This window comes from Bradyrhizobium sp. CB1717 (assembly GCF_029714325.1).
GTDB lineage: Bacteria > Pseudomonadota > Alphaproteobacteria > Rhizobiales > Xanthobacteraceae > Bradyrhizobium.
On record NZ_CP121666.1, the window covers coordinates 3844185 to 3860131 of the forward strand.

General features: G+C 64.4%; 16 protein-coding genes and 1 pseudogene. 11 read left to right on the forward strand and 6 right to left on the reverse strand.

Annotation, left to right across the window (positions count from 1 at the left end; all coding sequences use genetic code 11):
- Nucleotides 1–130 precede the first annotated feature (130 nt).
- Entirely contained in the window at nt 131–1339 is a 1209-nt protein-coding gene (locus QA649_RS18065) for a GGDEF domain-containing protein (RefSeq protein WP_283025369.1), read from the reverse strand.
- A 476-nt stretch (nt 1340–1815) separates the two neighbouring features.
- A complete protein-coding gene (locus QA649_RS18070) occupies nt 1816–2463 on the reverse strand; it encodes a TetR/AcrR family transcriptional regulator (RefSeq protein WP_283025370.1) in 648 nt (215 codons plus the stop codon).
- 246 nt (nt 2464–2709) lie between these two features.
- Between QA649_RS18070 and QA649_RS18075 the strand changes: the two genes are divergently transcribed.
- The 3 genes from QA649_RS18075 (at nt 2710) to QA649_RS18085 (ending at nt 5382) form a co-directional block, all read left to right on the forward strand.
- Nucleotides 2710–3252, forward strand: coding sequence for an OsmC family protein (locus QA649_RS18075; protein ID WP_061026226.1), 543 nt, complete (start codon nt 2710–2712; stop codon nt 3250–3252).
- A gap of 29 nt (nt 3253–3281) precedes the next feature.
- Nucleotides 3282–4415, forward strand: coding sequence for an acyl-CoA dehydrogenase family protein (locus tag QA649_RS18080; RefSeq protein WP_283025371.1), 1134 nt, complete (start codon nt 3282–3284; stop codon nt 4413–4415).
- A gap of 88 nt (nt 4416–4503) precedes the next feature.
- Complete coding sequence (locus QA649_RS18085; protein ID WP_283025372.1) at nt 4504–5382, forward strand: sulfurtransferase; 879 nt, start codon at nt 4504–4506, stop codon at nt 5380–5382.
- 10 nt (nt 5383–5392) lie between these two features.
- On the opposite strand, the gene QA649_RS18090 is transcribed toward QA649_RS18085, so the two are convergent.
- Entirely contained in the window at nt 5393–7318 is a 1926-nt protein-coding gene (locus QA649_RS18090; protein WP_283025373.1) for a sigma 54-interacting transcriptional regulator, read from the reverse strand.
- Nucleotides 7319–7478: 160 nt separating this feature from the next.
- Between QA649_RS18090 and QA649_RS18095 the strand changes: the two genes are divergently transcribed.
- From QA649_RS18095 to cynS, 4 genes are all read left to right on the forward strand, one after another.
- Nucleotides 7479–8858, forward strand: coding sequence for a CmpA/NrtA family ABC transporter substrate-binding protein (locus QA649_RS18095; protein ID WP_283025374.1), 1380 nt, complete (start codon nt 7479–7481; stop codon nt 8856–8858).
- 169 nt (nt 8859–9027) lie between these two features.
- Nucleotides 9028–9867: a nitrate ABC transporter permease gene (gene ntrB / locus QA649_RS18100; protein WP_283025375.1), complete on the forward strand. Its 840-nt coding sequence runs from the start codon at nt 9028–9030 to the stop codon at nt 9865–9867.
- Nucleotides 9868–9872: 5 nt separating this feature from the next.
- On the forward strand, nt 9873–10796 hold the full coding sequence (locus tag QA649_RS18105; RefSeq protein WP_283025376.1) for an ABC transporter ATP-binding protein: 924 nt from the start codon (nt 9873–9875) through the stop codon (nt 10794–10796).
- A gap of 73 nt (nt 10797–10869) precedes the next feature.
- On the forward strand, nt 10870–11358 hold the full coding sequence (cynS, locus tag QA649_RS18110; protein ID WP_211403748.1) for a cyanase: 489 nt from the start codon (nt 10870–10872) through the stop codon (nt 11356–11358).
- A gap of 282 nt (nt 11359–11640) precedes the next feature.
- Here cynS and QA649_RS18115 read toward each other — a convergent pair whose 3' ends face one another.
- A complete protein-coding gene (locus tag QA649_RS18115; protein WP_283025377.1) occupies nt 11641–11988 on the reverse strand; it encodes a hypothetical protein in 348 nt (115 codons plus the stop codon).
- A 163-nt stretch (nt 11989–12151) separates the two neighbouring features.
- Between QA649_RS18115 and QA649_RS18120 the strand changes: the two are divergent.
- Nucleotides 12152–12307 (forward strand): annotated as a pseudogene (locus QA649_RS18120) (cyanase); the annotation flags it as partial.
- On the opposite strand, the gene QA649_RS18125 reads toward QA649_RS18120, so the two are convergent.
- Nucleotides 12294–13121, reverse strand: a complete 828-nt coding sequence (locus QA649_RS18125) for an isocitrate lyase/phosphoenolpyruvate mutase family protein (protein ID WP_283025378.1) — start codon at nt 13119–13121, stop codon at nt 12294–12296. The pseudogene QA649_RS18120 and the gene QA649_RS18125 sit on opposite strands and share 14 nt — an antisense overlap.
- Before the next feature lie 113 nt (nt 13122–13234).
- On the opposite strand from QA649_RS18125, the gene QA649_RS18130 reads away from it, so the two are divergent.
- Nucleotides 13235–14209, forward strand: a complete 975-nt coding sequence (locus tag QA649_RS18130; RefSeq protein WP_283025379.1) for a LysR family transcriptional regulator — start codon at nt 13235–13237, stop codon at nt 14207–14209.
- Between the two features lie 5 nt (nt 14210–14214).
- On the opposite strand, the gene QA649_RS18135 is transcribed toward QA649_RS18130, so the two are convergent.
- The gene (locus tag QA649_RS18135; protein ID WP_283025380.1) at nt 14215–14538 is read right to left on the reverse strand and encodes a DUF1476 domain-containing protein; all 324 of its coding nucleotides are present in this window, start codon (nt 14536–14538) and stop codon (nt 14215–14217) included.
- Between the two features lie 332 nt (nt 14539–14870).
- Between QA649_RS18135 and purC the strand changes: the two genes are divergently transcribed.
- The gene (gene purC, locus QA649_RS18140; RefSeq protein ID WP_172782948.1) at nt 14871–15638 is read left to right on the forward strand and encodes a phosphoribosylaminoimidazolesuccinocarboxamide synthase; all 768 of its coding nucleotides are present in this window, start codon (nt 14871–14873) and stop codon (nt 15636–15638) included.
- A 13-nt stretch (nt 15639–15651) separates the two neighbouring features.
- On the forward strand, nt 15652–15891 hold the full coding sequence (gene purS, locus QA649_RS18145; RefSeq protein WP_014494125.1) for a phosphoribosylformylglycinamidine synthase subunit PurS: 240 nt from the start codon (nt 15652–15654) through the stop codon (nt 15889–15891).
- Nucleotides 15892–15947: the final 56 nt, after the last annotated feature.

The window sequence follows — 15947 nt, forward strand, 5'->3', positions numbered from 1 at the left end:
GGCTGCGCGAAGCGCAGTCCGCAAGGCGTAACCCACCGCTTTCGTGTCTACAGAAACAGAAGTGGTGCGTTACGCCGCGCAGATGCGCTTTGCGTATCTGCAGGACTAACCCACCCTACAAAATTCCACATCAGGCCGCGCTTGCGATGGGGCCGCCCGGCTCGCTCTGTTGCATCCGGCGCAGCGCTGCCACGTTGGTCTCGACCGATGCGAGGCAGCAGCGGGATTTGCCGCCCGACTTCGCATCGTAGAGCGCGGCATCGGCGATCGCGAGCAATTCGGCGACTTCGGCGCCGTGATCCGGTGACATCGCAATGCCGACGCTGGCTCCGACACTGGCGCGCACCTCGCCACTGAGCTCATAGGAAGCGGCAACCTCGGCGATGAGGCGGTGTCCCGTCTCCTGCGCCAGCACGGGAGTGACGCCGTCGAGGACCACGACGAATTCGTCGCCGCCCATCCGCGCAACCACGGTGCCGTCAGGCAACACCCGGCGCACGCGCGCGGCCACCGCTTTCAGCACTTCGTCGCCCGCCGCGTGTCCGAACGTGTCGTTGATCGGCTTGAAATTGTCGAGGTCGAAGAACATCACCGCGAAGGAGCGTTCGGCGCGCGCCGCGAGCCTCGTGCCGAGCGCTTCGACGAGGCCGGCCCGATTGAGCAGTCCCGTCAGCGCGTCATGATGGGCGCGATGGCTGTTCTCGCGCTCGGCGCGCATGGTTGCGATCAGCATCCGGTTGAGACGGAAAGCGGCAGCCGTCATCGCAGCCAGATACATCGGCACCTGCAGATACACGATGTAGAACAGCGGCTCGCCGGCGAGTGCGGCGCCGGGGATGATGGGACCAAGGCTCAAGAGGATCATGGTTCCGGCGAGGCGTGGTGCGCCGAAATTGCGGAAGCAGATGCCGCCGACCATCGCTGCGGCCGACAGCGACGCCAGCATGGCGACGACCCAGTCGCCGCTCGCAAGGCTGGCGATGGCGCCAAATCCGACGCTGGCGCTCCAGGCGACCGCAAGCAGGAGATGAAGGTCGGTGGGAGTGGGGCGGTGCTCACGCGCCTTGCGATGCGCGCTGGCAAGCACGAGGAGACGGGCGAGGCAGATCGCGATCTCCATGACCAGCCAGACGATGAAGGGGGCGGTCTGCTTGCGCGCTGCGATCACGGCGGCGACCGCAATGGTGTTGACGGCGCCGGCGGCAAACACCGGCAGGGAGCCGTGCAGCTGGGCAATCAGCGCGGCACGGATGTCGTCGGGCGCGCCCGGCCCGGCATCGGCCAGCCAGCGCGTCAGGCGCCAGCTCGGCGCGCTGTAGAGTGCCTCGTTCGATTGCATTGCAGAGCGTCCCAATATCCCAGGGGCCAACAACGACGACGGCTCCTAACAGCCTTTTAAGCCAGAAGCCGATTGTGCCGGCCGTGCTTGACGCAAGGTAAATGGGCGCTGCCGGGACTGCGGCTGTGCAGGAAGGTGCGGGTTGGTGCAGGTGTGCGGCGAGGGGCGGATTGGGACAACGTCGTAGCCCGGTGAGCCAACGGTTCGGCGCAACGCGCCGCCCGATGACAGGCACCGCGACATCCGGGGCAAGGTCCCGCATGTCGCTGCGCTCATGCGGGCTACCAGTCTCGTAGGGTGGGCAAAGCGCAGCGTGCCCACCATGGTTCGACAAATCTGGCAAGGAATGGTGGGCACGGCGCTTCGCGCCTTTGCCCACCCTACGAGATCTTCGTAGCCCGGATGGAGCGGAGCGTAATCCGGGACGGTGCCCCCGCATTCCGCTTCGCTGCATGCGGGCTACGAGACCAGCGCGTTTACACCGCCTCGAGCTGATCCGCCCCACGCTTCTTCTTTACTTTCGCCTGGCCGAGCAGGGGGCCGGCGGTGAGCGCGGCCGTATCGGCCACGCCCGGATCGCGCGAGATCATCGCCGCGACGATGGCGCCGTCGATGATGAGACCGAGCTGGTGCGCCAGCACCGCGGGCTCGCTGGAGCCGAGCTCGCCGGCGAGCTTCTCGATGTGGCCGAGCACGATCTTCTTGTGCTTCAGCGCGATGTTGCGGAACTGTTTTGCGTCCTTGTCGTGCTCGCCGACCGCGTTGATGAAGGGACAGCCGTAGAACCGCTCTTCCGCGAACCAGCTCTTCAGCGCCGGGAAGATCCGCGTCAGCTTCGCCTGCGCGTCGCCGCCGCCCGCTTCCATGGCGCCGATGAACCATTCGCGCCACTGCTTGCCTTCGCTCTCCAGCACCGCGTTGACGAGATTGGTCTTGGAGCCGAACAATTTGTAGAGTGTTGTTTTCGCCGTGCCGGCTTCCTCGATGATCGCGTCGATGCCGGTGGCGTTGATGCCGTTCTTGCAGAAGAGATGTGTTGCGGCGCTGAGCAGGCGCCCGCGTGCGGATTCATCTTCGCCAGCGGCGGCGTGCGGCGAATGCTTTCTCGATGACGTCTTTGCCATGGTGACAAACTTACCCGCAGCCGTGCTGCATCAGCAAGCCGCATCTCTTCCGCGCTGAAAAGATTCGCAAAGGCCGCCCATCTGCATCGCCTTTGAGCAAGCGGCCGCTGATCAATCCGCAGGCAGGGAGGCTTAAGCGGCTCCAAAGCTTCGCATTTTGTTTTCGGCGGGCTCTGGCACGCTCCATGCAAGGAAACAGACCGTTCGGTATCCTGCCGATTTCCACTTCTGCCAGGGAGAAGATTGATGACTGCCGTCGTTCAAAAGACAGTGCTGACGGGTTGCCTCGCACCCATCGACAAGAATGGCCTCGAGCAACTGATCGCCAACGGCAAGGCGAATCCGAAGGTCATCAAGACCTTGAAGTGCAAGACGGTCGCGGAAGGAAAATTCCGCCACGCCAACTACATCCGCAACCTGCCGCCCTATATCGTCGACGAGCCGCCGGGCCTTTTGGGCGACGACACCGCGCCCAATCCGTCGGAGGCCTCGCTCGCCGCGCTCGGCTCCTGCCTTGCGGTCGGCCTGCACGCCAACGCCGTGCATCGCGGCTGGATCGTCAACAAGCTCGAGCTCGAGCTCGAAGGCGACCTCAACATCACCGCGGTCTGGGGCACCGGCGACACCTCGGACAAGCCGGTCGGCTTCACCGACGTGCGCGTCAAGGTCGACATGGAGTGCGAGGGCATCTCGCAGGACGAGATCAACGCGCTGGTCGCCCATGTGAAGAAATGGTCGCCGGTCGCCAACACGTTCACCCGCCCGGTCAATCTCGAGGTCGGGATCTAGCAACAGGGACAACGGTGCGGGAGACGATCATGGGTTCACTGGCTTTATCGCGGGTCGAAGTTCTGGATCAGCCCGCACCGTCCATCGCAGGGGAGGTGGCGCGGATCGCGCGGGAGCAGCTCGCGCCGCTCGCTGCCGGCATCGACGACGGCTCGGTCTATCCGGCCGAGGTGCTGCGCGCGTTCGGCGCGGTCGGCGCCTGGGGCAGTCACATGCCCCTGGAAGGTCCCGCGGACTTGCGCTGCGCGATCGAGTCGATGGCTGCGATCGGCGAGGTCTGTGGCGCCACCGCCTTCATGGCCTGGTGCCAGAACACACTGGTCTGGTACGCCGCCAACTCGACCAATCTGAAGCTGGCGCGGCGTTTTGGCGATGCGTTCTCGACAGGGCGCGTGCTCGGCGGCACCGGGCTGTCCAATCCGATGAAGAGCTTTTTCGGCATCGAGAAGCTGAAGCTGAAAGGGCGCAAGGTCGAGGGCGGCTACATCGTGCGCGGTGCGCTGCCCTGGGTCTCCAATCTCGGCCCGGATCATTTCTTCGGCACGATTTTCGAGCGCGAGGACGATCAGGGCATCGCAAGTGGCGAGCCCGGCACTGTCATGTTCCTCGCCGATTGCTCCGATCCCGCGATCACGCTGACGCCGTGCAAGCCGTTCCTCGCGATGGACGGCACCGGCACTTACGGCGTTCAGTTCCGCGACGTCTTCGTGCCGGATGAGCTGATCCTCGCCGATCCCGCCGCGCCCTTCGTCAAGAAGATCCGCGCCGGCTTCATCCTGCTCCAGGCCGGCATGGCGCTGGGCGTGATCCGCGATTGCATCAACATCATGGACGAGGTCGATGGTTCGCTCGGCCACATCAACCGCTATTTGCCGCAGCAGCCGGTGCATTTCCGCGATCTCGCCGCCGAGCTCGAAGCCGAGACCATGGCGCTGGCGCGCGATCCCTACAACGAGGAGGAGACCTATTGGCGCAAGGTGATCGCGCTGCGGCTTCGCGCGGGCGAAGCCAGCGTCGCGGCGGCGCATGCGGCGATGCTGCATTGTGGCGCGCGCGGCTACCTCAAAAGCCACCGCGCGCAGCGGCGCCTGCGCGAGGCCTATTTCGTCGCGATCGTCACGCCCGCCACCAAGCAGCTGCGCAAGATGCTCGCCGATTCCTGAGTTCTACGAGTCCAACCCCAAGAAGACCTAAGACGCGACCCTAAGACGACGACCCTTGTGACCCCCCAACCTCAACGGAGAGGCTGCCATGACTGACGTCCTGATCACTGCCGTCGAACTCGCCGATCTCTTGAAGACCGAGCCATGTGTCGTCATCGACACCCGCAATCCCGACGCCTACGCCGCCGGCCATGTGCCGGGCGCGGTGAACGTGCATGAAATCTTCACGTTCCTGGCGACCTCGACGCCGGAAGGCATGGCCGAACTGAAGACCAAGTTCGCCGACGCGTTCGGCGGTGCCGGGCTCTCCGGCAAGGAGACGGCCGTGATTTACGAGCAGTCGATGAACTCCGGCTTCGGCCAGTCCTGCCGCGGCTATTACCTGCTCACCATGCTCGGCTATCCCAAGGTGAAGGTGCTGCATGGCGGCTTCGACGCCTGGTCGGCCGCCGGTTTTCCGGTCACCAAGGATGTGCCGACGCCGGCAAAGGCTTCGTTCGCGGTTCTGCCGGAAGCCGGCGAGATCCTGATCGATGCCAAGACCATGCTCGCCGCCGTCGGCAAGCCCGGCATCGCCATCCTCGACGTCCGCGATGTCGACGAGTGGATCGGCGACAGCTCCTCTCCGTATGGGAAGGATTTCTGCCCGCGCAAGGGCCGCATCCCCGGCGCGGTGTGGCTGGAATGGTACCGCATGATGAAGCCGACCGCCGAAGGTCCGCGCTTCAAGTCCAAGGACGAGATTTTGGCCGAATGCGCGACCGTCGGCATCTCGACGACCACGCCGGTCTATCTCTACTGCTTCAAGGGTGCGCGTGCCTCGAACACCTTCCTGGCGCTGAAGAACGCCGGCGTGAAGGATGTGCGGATGTATTTCGGCTCCTGGAACGAATGGTCGCGGGATCCCTCGTTGCCGATCGAGCAGGGGCTTCCGATTGCAACTGATGTGACGACCAAGGCGGCGTGAGCGCCGGCGATCACGTGGCCCGCGGACGAGGCGCTATTCCCAGCGCCTTGATCCGCGAGGCCAGCGTGGTCGGCTTGACGTCAAGCATTTCGGCCGCGCCGCCGGGGCCAAACACTTTTCCGGCGCAAGCCTCTAGCGCGGCCATGATGTTCGCGCGCTCGTGGTCGCGCATCTCGGCTGACGTCATGACCACGGGGCGCGCGTCGGCCTTCTGGCGCGTGGCGCCGCTCGGCGCTTGCGCACCGGAGGCGTCGGGCAGATCGATGCGCAGGCGGCCGTTCTGCGACAGGATCGCGGCGCGCTCGATCACGTTCTGCAATTCGCGGACGTTGCCGGGCCAGTCGTAGCGGGCGAGCCGCCGCGCATCGCCCTCGGAGAGGCGCAGATTCGACTTCAGTGCCTTGCCCTCGCGCGTCAAGAAGTGCTGGGCGAGCAGGGGAATGTCCTCGCGCCGTTCGCGCAAGGGGACGGTCTCGATCGGGAACACGTTGAGGCGGAAATAGAGGTCCTCGCGGAAACGGCCGCGCTGCACCTCCTGCTTCAGGTCGCGGTTGGTCGCGGCGATGACGCGGACATCGACGGCGCGGGTGCGCTCCTGGCCGACGCGCTCGAAATGTCCCTCCTGCAGCACGCGCAGCAGCTTGCCCTGCAGTTCGAGTGGGATCTCGCCGACCTCGTCGAGGAACAGCGTGCCGCCGTCGGCGAGCTCGAAGCGGCCGATGCGGTCGCGCGTTGCGCCGGTGAAGGCGCCGCGGACATGGCCGAAGAACTCGCTCTCGAACAATTCACGCGGGATCGCGGCGCAGTTGACGCGGATCAGCGGGCGGTCGCGGCGGGTGGAATCCTCGTGGATGGCGCGCGCGATCAGCTCCTTGCCGGTGCCGGACTCGCCGGTGATCATCACCGCCGCGGTGGTCGGCGCCACCAGCTTGACCTGGCGCAGCGTCTTCTGGATCGCCTCGCTTTGGCCGATGATGCCGCGCGGATTGGTCTCGATGCGGATTTCCTCCTGCAGATAGGCGTTCTCCAGCTCGAGCCGCTCGCGCAGACGGTCGACTTCGGCAAGGGCCGCATGCAGCTTCTCGTCGGCCTCGCGGCGCTGGCTGACGTCGCGGAACACCACGACGGCGCCGACGACGACGCCGCGATCGCGGATCGGCGTCGAGGTGTATTCGACCCAGGCGGGCGAGCCATCCTTGCGCCAGAACACTTCGCCATCGACCTGGTGCACGGCACCGTCGCGGAACGCGGCATAGATCGGACAGTCGTGGTTGTGATAGTGCCGGCCATCGTGATGAGTGTGGTGGACGATCGGGTGGATCTCCTTGCCGACCAGCTCTTCGGCGGTCCAGCCGAGCATGCGCTCGGCAGCCGGGTTGACGAAGGTGGTCTTGCCTTCCGCGTTGACGCCATAGATGCCTTCGCCGGCGGCGCGCAGGATCAGCTGGTTCTCGCGCTCGATGTCCTGGAACACGCGCTCGACCCGCTGCCAGGTCGAGATGCCGCCGCGCATATGGTCTTCGGCGGCGGCATCGACATTGCGGCGGCGGCGCGCTTCGAGGTCGGTCAGCGTCAGCAGCAGCAGCGAGCGGCCGTCATGCGGCAGCAGGCAGCCGGCATATTCGAGCTGGAGATTTTGCCCCGTCGCGTGACGGGGCGTGAGCGCCGTGGTCCAGTAGGCGCCCTTGTGCAGCACCGCCTGGGTGAAGACGGTGAGGGCCGGGAGCTCGCCGGCGTGGAGCGTGCTGGCCCTGGTCTGCCGCAGCAGCGTGCGGTCATAGCCGAGCAGGACGCAGGCGGCGGGATTGGCGTCGACGATCTGGTCGCTGAAGGGATCGACCAGCAGCGTCGCCTCGACCGAAGATTCGAACGCCGCGATGCGCGGGTCGATGGCGGGGGCCACGTCATCGTGGACGGGCATTGGCGTCGTTGCCATTACGAAATCTCGTCATTGAACTACGAAATATCGTTTATCACGAGTTTTCGTAGTGGCCAAGGGCAGGCGAAAGTGCTGCGTCATCAAGGCAGTGGCTGCTCTGAAGGCCGTGGCATGCTCCTTGCGTAATTGCTCCTCGCAATGACGCGCAGGAGGGCCGATGTCCACGTTCGACAATCCGTTTGATCCCGATCGCAACCTTCGAGCCGGCTGCGCCTGCGGCCAGCATCAATCCGCGGCCGAGCATGAGCAGGCCACGGCGCTGCGCTGTGACCCCGTCGAGAGCGAGGAGAAGCGCTACGAGGGCGTCGTCGCCTCCGCCGTGATGCGCGCGATGTTTCCGCAGGACGTGGCGCGGCGCGCCTTCCTGAAGTCGGTCGGCGCATCCACGGCGCTCGCGGCCCTCTCGCAGTTCTTCCCGCTCAAGACGGCGACCGAGGTCCTTGCGCAGACGGGCGCGCCCGAGAAGAAGGACCTCAAGGTCGGCTTCATCCCGATCACCTGCGCCACGCCCATCATCATGGCGGCGCCGATGGGCTTCTATGCCAAGCACGGCCTCAACGTCGAAGTGGTCAAGACCGCGGGCTGGGCCGTGATCCGCGACAAGACCATCAACAAGGAATACGACGCCGCGCACATGCTGGCGCCGATGCCGATCGCGATCTCGCTCGGCCTCGGGGCCAATGCCATCCCCTTTGCCGTCCCCGCGATCGAGAACATCAACGGGCAGGGCATCGTGCTGGCGAGCAAGCACAAGGACAAGCGTGACCCAAAGGACTGGAGGGGCCTGAAATTCGCGATCCCCTTCGACTATTCCATGCACAATTACCTGCTGCGCTACTATTTGGCGGAGCATGGCCTCGATCCTGACACCGACGTGCAACTGCGCTCGGTGCCGCCGCCGGAGATGGTCGCGAATCTGCGCGCCGACAACATCGACGGCTTCCTCGCGCCCGACAACATCTGCCAGCGCGCAATCTATGACGGCGTCGGCTTCATGCATCTGCTCTCCAAGGAGATCTGGGACGGCCATCCCTGCTGCAGCTTCGCCGCCAGCCGCGAATTCATCACGTCAGCGCCGAACAGCTTTGCGGCGCTGACACGCGCCATCGTCGATGCCACCGCCTATGCGTCGAAGGCGGAGAACCGCAAGCAGATCGCGGAGGCGATCGCGCCGGCCAACTACATCAACGCGCCGGTCACGGTGCTGGAGCAGGTGCTCACCGGCACCTATGCCGACGGCCTCGGCGGGGTGAAGACCGATGCCAAGCGCGTCGATTTCGATCCGTTCCCCTGGCAGTCCTTCGCGGTGTGGATGCTGACGCAGATGAAGCGCTGGGGCCAGATCAAGGGCGATGTCGACTACAAGGCGGTGGCCGAGCAAGTGTATCTCGCCACCGACACCAAGAAGCTGATGACCGAGATGGGCCTGTCGCCGCCAGCGAGCAGCTACAAGTCGTTCGCGGTGATGGGGAAGAATTTCGATCCGGCCAAGCCTGAGGATTATGTGGCGAGCTTCAAGATCAGGAAGCAGTCGTGATGTGCCACGCTCTCTCCTCAGCGTCGTCCCGGCGAAGGCCGGGACCCATAACCCCAGGGAGCCGTTTGGCGAAGACTCGTCGTTCGGTACTGCTACTGACAACAATCGATAGATTCCGCGGTATGGGTCCCGGCCTTCGCCGGGACGACGGGTGGAGAGGTTCTGCCCGATGACATCCTCCCTTCGTCTCCGCGCCGGCCTCGTCTCCATCGCGCTCCTCGCCGCCTTCCTCGGCATCTGGCATCTCGCCACGCGCTCCACCGCGCCGGTGACGACGATGAGCCCGGAATACGCCAAGCTGATGGGCCTCACCGCCACGCAGGGCAAATCCGCCATGCCCGGCCCGCTCGATGTCGGGGCCAAGCTGTGGGATCATCTGAAGCGGCCATTCTACGACAACGGGCCGAACGACAAGGGCCTCGGCATCCAGCTCGCTTATTCCATCGCGCGCGTCGGCACCGGCTATCTGCTCGCGGTACTGGTCGCGATCCCGCTCGGCTTCCTGATCGGCATGTCGCCGCTGCTGAGCAAGGCGCTCGATCCGTTCATCCAGGTGCTGAAGCCGATCTCGCCGCTGGCCTGGATGCCGCTGGCGCTCTACACCATCAAGGACTCCTCGGTGTCCGCGATCTTCGTGATCTTCATCTGCTCGATCTGGCCGATGCTGCTCAATACCGTCTTTGGCGTCGCCAGCGTGCGCAAGGAATGGATCAACGTCGCGCGCACGCTGGAGGTCGGCACCGTCAGGCGCGCCTTCACCGTGATCCTCCCGGCGGCGGCGCCGACGATTTTGACCGGCATGCGCATCTCGATCGGCATCGCCTGGCTCGTGATCGTCGCGGCCGAGATGCTCGTCGGCGGCACCGGCATCGGCTACTTCGTCTGGAACGAGTGGAACAACCTCTCGATCACCAACGTCATCATCGCGATCCTCCTGATCGGGATCGTCGGCATGCTGCTCGACCAGATCCTCGCGCGCTTCACGCGCATGGTCACCTTTCCGGAGTAGAGGCTGTGACCGACAAATTCGTCTCCATCGAAGGCATCGCCAAACGCTATCCCGGTGCAGGTGGCGCCACGACCACCATTTTCGAGAACCTCTGGCTGTCGATGGCGCGCGGCGAGTTCTGTTGCGTGATCGGCCATTCCGGCTGCGGCAAGACCACGGTGCTGAACATCCTCGCCGGCCTCGATGCGCCGAGCGAAGGCGCGGTCATCGTGGACGGGCAGGCGATCTCGGGCACCAGCCTCGACCGCGCCGTGATCTTCCAGAGCCATGCGCTGCTGCCCTGGCGCACCGTGCTCGGCAACGTCGCCTATGCCGTGAGCTCGAAATGGCGGAGCTGGGACCGCGCGAAGGTCAAGGCGCATGCGCAGACGTTCATCGACCTCGTCGGCCTCACCGGCTCCGAGCACAAGCGCCCCTCGGAGCTGTCGGGCGGCATGAAGCAGCGTGTCGGCATCGCGCGCGCGTTGTCGATCACGCCGAAGATGATGCTGATGGACGAGCCGTTCTCGGCGCTCGACGCGCTGACGCGCGGTACGCTGCAGGACGAGGTGCGGCGGATTTGCCTGGAGACCGGGCAAACCGCGTTCATGATCACCCATGACGTCGACGAGGCGATCTATCTCGCCGACAAGATTTTCCTGATGACCAACGGGCCCGGGGCGGTGCTGGCCGAGGTCGTCGAGAATCCGCTGCCGAGGGATCGCGCCCGCACCGATTTGCACCGCCATCCGCTCTACTATGCGCTGCGCAACCACATCATCGATTTCCTGGTGGCGCGCAGCAAGACCTTCGCCGCCGAGACGCCGGACCACGATCCGCGCAACGTACCCCTGGTGCATATCGGCAAGCCTGGCCTCTCGATCGCATCCAGCGGTGAAGAGCAACGACAGGCCTGGACACCCGGGACCAATCCCGGAATGACCGCCTGATTTGTAGACGCATGATCTACGGAAAACCGCTTCACACCTTTCCGGATCATGCTTTTGAAGAGGAGACCCTGACATGAAACGCGAAGACCTCACCGAAAAACTGCTCGACATCAAGCGCGAGAAGGGCTGGAGCTGGAAACACATCTGCGAAAAGATCGGCGGCTATTCCGAGGTGCTGATCGTCGGCGCGATCATGGGCCAGATGAAGCTGACGAAGCCGCAGGCGGCGAACGCCGGCGAGCTGTTCGGCCTCTCGAAGGCCGAGACCGCGATGCTCAACGAGGTGCCGATGCGCGGCACCGGCACGCCGATGCCGCCGACCGATCCCCTGATCTATCGCTTCTACGAGATGGTCATGGTGAACGGTCCGGCCTGGAAAGCGCTGATCGAGGAAGAGTTCGGCGACGGCATCATGTCGGCGATCGACTTCGACATGGGGATCGAGCGCGTCGCCAACCCGAAGGGCGATCGCGTCAAGATCACCATGAGCGGAAAATTCCTGCCGTACAAATATTACGGCGCCAGCGGCAACGTGCCGGAGTACGGCTTCAAGGAAGGGTGAGGGGGCTCAACCGCCATTGCGGGGAGCTTGCAACAAGATTGCGAAGCAACTTGCGCTGAAGCAACGAAGCAATCCATCCAATCCTGCGTGGTGCGCGGGCGATGGATTGCTTTGCGGAGGCTGCCGTCGCGCGCAACCTGACGGCGCGCCACGCGACGTCGTCACGACCACGCGCCGCGCTTTTTGAGCGCGGCGTCACGGCTTCTGTGTTGAAAGTGATCCGCGCCGGCATGGCGCTCCGAAACCGTGCGCTCCTTGACGAACCAGCCGACGCCGGCCGTGCTAAGCCGTAACGAGCTGCACAGCGTAGGCGTAAGGTCCGTTTGGACTGCGTTGCGCATTCCACGCGCAATACCAGCCGGTGCCATAAGGCAGACCGGAATCCCATCCACTCGAGCTGACGTTATCCCACTGCCATGCCTTGACATTGTCTTGGGGATTGGATGGGAAAAACTGGCTCGAATAGACCATGACTTGTCCCTGCTGGGCCCTGAACGGCGCGGTGGTCTGCCAGGACAGCCAAAGGTTGCCGTGCAGCTGATACGCGTTGAGGTACCAGGTATAGGTACCGGATTGGGTTTGGACCGCCTGGGCCTGGTCGGTGATTTGCCTCGCAACCATTTCGTTCATTTTCGCCTCCCCTTAAGGCTGCTATCAATAACATCTTAGATTTTAGTCTGATGAATTGCAACCAAAGGTCGATCACAAGGTGGTGTTAGCAAAGAGTGGGTGTGTTGCGAAAGACGATGGTCCCATCAGCCTGGCCAGAAATATCGGAGCCAGGCTCGGGGGAGGCATCATGTCGGCGATCGACTTCGACATGGGGATCGAGCGCGTCGCCAACCCGAGGGGCGATCGCGTCCAGATCACCATGAGCGGCAAGTCTCTGCCGTACAAAGATTACGGCGCCGGCGGCAGCGTGCCGGAGTACGGCTTTAGGAAGGGCTGACCGACGCGAATGCGTCGCGCAGCTGCTTGATCGGTGCCATCTCGCGAACAAAGGTGAAGGAGCCGTTCTCCTTCATCTCGCGCGCGCTCTTCAGGAACGCGGCCAGCGCATAACGCGACATGGCGCCGCCGACGCTGATGCGCTTGACGCCGGCCGCGGACAATTGCGGGAGCGTCAGCGTCGGATCGGCAAAACCCATCACGAGGTTGAATGGCTTTCCGACCGAGGTGACGACCGTCCTGATCGTGGCGAGGTCGTGGACCCCCGGTGCGTAGAGGACATCGGCCCCCGCAGCCTCGAACGCCTGGAGCCGCCGGATCGTGTCGTCGAGATCGTTGCGCCCGTGCAGGAGGTTTTCCGCGCGTGCCGTCAGCGTGAACGGAAACGACAGCGAGCGCGCTGTCTCGGCGGCGGCCTGGACGCGCTCGACCGCGAGCGAGAAGTCGTAGATCGGCCGCTCGCGGTCTCCGGTGAAGTCCTCGATCGAGCCGCCGACCGCACCGGCCTCGGCGGTGCGCCGGATCGCTTCGGCTGCGCGTCTCGGATCGTGGGCGCCGCAATTCTCCAGATCGACGCTGACCGGAAGATCGGTGGCCTTCGCGATCACGCGGCAATTGTCGAGGATTGCATCGAGACTGACGGTCGAGCTTCCGTGCATGTTGGCAAGGCCGAGGCTTGTGGTTGCGAGCGCCTCGAAGCCGGCGGCGGCGAGCAGCTTTGCGGTGCCGGCATCCCAGGGGTTGGGAATGATAAACGCGCCGGGGCGCTCATGCAGGGCGCGAAACGCTCTCGCCTTGTCCACTTGGCTCGTCATGACTTGTCTCCGCTTCAACTCGTCCACACGCGGCAGCCTTAGGCCCGTTTTCGTCATCCGCCAAATTTGTTATTTCTCTCAGCATCATCAGTTTTTTGCATGAGGTGTCCGCCATGGACAGCGATGCCCTCAACACCTTCCTGATCGTTCATCGCAGGGGCGGCATCTCGAATGCCGCAAAATTCCTGCATCGTTCGCAGCCGGCGATCTCGCGCCGCATCGCGCTGTTGGAGCAGGAGCTCGGCGTGCCCCTGTTCGAGAGGATCGCGGGCCGTACGCGGCTCAGCGACGCCGGGCGCGTGCTGATCCCCTATGCCGAGCGCGCCGTCGCGGCGGCGCAGGACGCCGAACAGGCGATACTCGCGCTGACCAAGCAGAATTCGGGGCCGGTTTCGCTGGCCGTCACCGGCACGCTCGCCGACGGCCGCCTGTCGGGCATCATGAAACGGTTTGCCGCGGATAATCCCGCGGTCGCGCTCGCCTTGCGGACCGCGACCAGCGCGGAGGTCTCTGATCTCATCCGGCGCGGCGAGGCCACGATCGGCCTGCGTTACAACACCGACCGGGCCGGCGATCTCGCCTGTGAGCTGGTGCTCAGCGAAGCGTTGCAGGTGGTCTGTGCGTCCGATCATCCGCTCGCCGGCAAGCGCGTGAGACGGCTTGCCGAGCTTCGCGGGGAACGCTGGATCGCGTTCCCGGAAACGCGCGGCCGCCGTGAGATCGCAGCCGCGCACGTGTTCGCGCTGTTCCTGACGCAAGGCCTCGGGGACGTGGAGTGGACGGCGGTGGACAGCCTCACCGCACAGAAGCGGCTCGTGGAGGCGGGCTTTGGCCTTGCGCTATTGGCGCAAAGCCACGTGGCGGAGGAACTGCGTGCGGGGGCGATCTCGACGATCACCGTCGGCGATCTCGCTGCGGACCAGCACATCGTCCTGGTGACCCGTCGCGGCGGCTTTCTGAGTGCGGCCGCTCAGCGCTTGCTGGAGACCATCCGCCGCGACTACGCCACGGGCGACGTTTCGAACATCCGGGGTAGGCGAAAAAAATCGCCGGCGCGCAAGGTCGTTGCGCGGCGGCGTCGGATCTGAACGTATTATTTCCCTGCCTTCACCTCGGCGGCCGCGACCGCGAGCAGCTCGCTCATCTTGGCGCGAATCGCCTGCTCGGTAACCGCGACGCTCTTGGTGGCGAAATCGGCCATGACCTTGCGCAGGACGTCGGCATCGCCGGCTTCCTCGAAATCGGCCGCGACGACCTCCTTGGCATAGGCGGTGGCGGCGTCGCCCGATATGCCGAGCTTTTCGGCCGCCCACAGGCCGAGCAGACGGTTGCGGCGGGCCTCCGCCTTGAATTTCTGCTCCTCGTCGAGGGCAAATTTCTTCTCGAAGCCTTCCTGGCGCTTGCTGATTTCGCTCATGCGTCTTCCAATTCCCTGCTGACTGGACCCGGCGACCCCTCGTTGCGGGAGCCCCGGCGCATGCCTAGATAAGGAGCACGAATCGGCAAAACAACGAGCCGTTAAGCCGCAGGCAAGACGGTATAAGTTGGTGCCGGACGGCCGGATCGATTGTGCTCGGACAGCCAATCGGATAGGTTGCCTAAAGGCTTGGTTCCCGTTCTGTTTCCTCAGTGTTTCCTTGGGTTATGGATGGGTTCCGGGCCGTTCACGGCAGCTCCGCTGTGGGTCGTAATCCTAGTCAACCGGAGCACACCAAATTCATGGATTTCAACAAAACACGGTACATCCCAATGAGCCGTCGGCGTCGCATTTATGAAGGCAAGGCAAAGGTTCTCTACGAAGGCCCGGAGCCCGGTACCCTGATCCAGCACTTCAAGGACGACGCCACCGCGTTCAATGCGAAAAAGCATCAGGTGATCGAGGGCAAGGGTGTCCTCAACAACCGGATCTCGGAGTACCTGTTTCAGCACCTCAACGACATCGGGGTGCCGACCCATTTCATCCGCCGCCTCAACATGCGCGAGCAGTTGATTCGCGAGGTCGAGATCGTGCCGCTGGAGGTGGTGGTGCGGAACGTTGCTGCCGGCTCGCTGTCGCAGCGTCTCGGCATCGAGGAGGGCACGCAGCTGCCGCGCTCGATCATCGAATTCTACTACAAGAACGACCAGCTCAACGACCCCATGGTGTCGGAAGAGCACATCACCGCCTTCGGCTGGGCGACGCCGCAGGAGATCGACGACATCATGGCGCTCGCCATCCGCGTCAACGACTTCCTCACCGGCCTCTTCCTCGGCATCGGCATCCGCCTCGTCGACTTCAAGATGGAGTGCGGCCGCCTGTTCGAGAACGAGATGATGCGGATCATCGTCGCCGACGAGATCTCACCGGACAGCTGCCGTCTGTGGGACATCAAGTCGAACGAGAAGCTCGACAAGGATCGCTTCCGCCGCGACCTCGGCGGCCTGCTCGAGGCCTATACCGAAGTTGCAAAGCGCCTCGGCATCCTCATGGAGAACGAGCGTCCGCAGGGCACGGGCCCGGTGCTGGTGAAGAGCTAAGAGGGATATAGACGTGAAGGCACGTGTTACCGTTACCCTGAAGACCGGCATCCTCGATCCGCAAGGCAAGGCCATCGAAGGCGCGCTGAAGTCGCTCGGCGTCGACGGCGTCGCCAGCGTCCGCCAGGGCAAGGTGTTCGACATCGAGCTCGCCGGTGCTGACAAGGCCAAGGCGGAAGCCGCGCTGAAGGAAGCCGCCGACAAGCTGCTGGCGAATACCGTGATCGAGAATTATCGCGTGGAGATCGTCTAGGTTGGACTGAGCGTAGCCCGGATGGAGCGAAGCGAAATCCGGGGCCCCGCGCTGCG

What these genes read in the sequence shown, in the direction of transcription:
- QA649_RS18070 (WP_283025370.1), bottom strand. Translation starts at nt 2,463, where the DNA reads ATGGCAAAGACGTCATCGAGAAAGCATTCGCCGCACGCCGCCGCTGGC.
- cynS (WP_211403748.1), top strand. Translation starts at nt 10,870, where the DNA reads ATGAAACGCGAAGACCTCACCGAAAAACTGCTCGACATCAAGCGCGAG.
- QA649_RS18065 (WP_283025369.1), bottom strand. Translation starts at nt 1,339, where the DNA reads ATGCAATCGAACGAGGCACTCTACAGCGCGCCGAGCTGGCGCCTGACG.
- QA649_RS18125 (WP_283025378.1), bottom strand. Translation starts at nt 13,121, where the DNA reads ATGACGAGCCAAGTGGACAAGGCGAGAGCGTTTCGCGCCCTGCATGAG.
- QA649_RS18075 (WP_061026226.1), top strand. Translation starts at nt 2,710, where the DNA reads ATGACTGCCGTCGTTCAAAAGACAGTGCTGACGGGTTGCCTCGCACCC.
- QA649_RS18085 (WP_283025372.1), top strand. Translation starts at nt 4,504, where the DNA reads ATGACTGACGTCCTGATCACTGCCGTCGAACTCGCCGATCTCTTGAAG.
- QA649_RS18130 (WP_283025379.1), top strand. Translation starts at nt 13,235, where the DNA reads ATGGACAGCGATGCCCTCAACACCTTCCTGATCGTTCATCGCAGGGGC.
- ntrB (WP_283025375.1), top strand. Translation starts at nt 9,028, where the DNA reads ATGACATCCTCCCTTCGTCTCCGCGCCGGCCTCGTCTCCATCGCGCTC.
- QA649_RS18115 (WP_283025377.1), bottom strand. Translation starts at nt 11,988, where the DNA reads ATGAACGAAATGGTTGCGAGGCAAATCACCGACCAGGCCCAGGCGGTC.
- purC (WP_172782948.1), top strand. Translation starts at nt 14,871, where the DNA reads ATGAGCCGTCGGCGTCGCATTTATGAAGGCAAGGCAAAGGTTCTCTAC.
- QA649_RS18090 (WP_283025373.1), bottom strand. Translation starts at nt 7,318, where the DNA reads ATGGCAACGACGCCAATGCCCGTCCACGATGACGTGGCCCCCGCCATC.
- QA649_RS18095 (WP_283025374.1), top strand. Translation starts at nt 7,479, where the DNA reads ATGTCCACGTTCGACAATCCGTTTGATCCCGATCGCAACCTTCGAGCC.
- QA649_RS18135 (WP_283025380.1), bottom strand. Translation starts at nt 14,538, where the DNA reads ATGAGCGAAATCAGCAAGCGCCAGGAAGGCTTCGAGAAGAAATTTGCC.
- QA649_RS18080 (WP_283025371.1), top strand. Translation starts at nt 3,282, where the DNA reads ATGGGTTCACTGGCTTTATCGCGGGTCGAAGTTCTGGATCAGCCCGCA.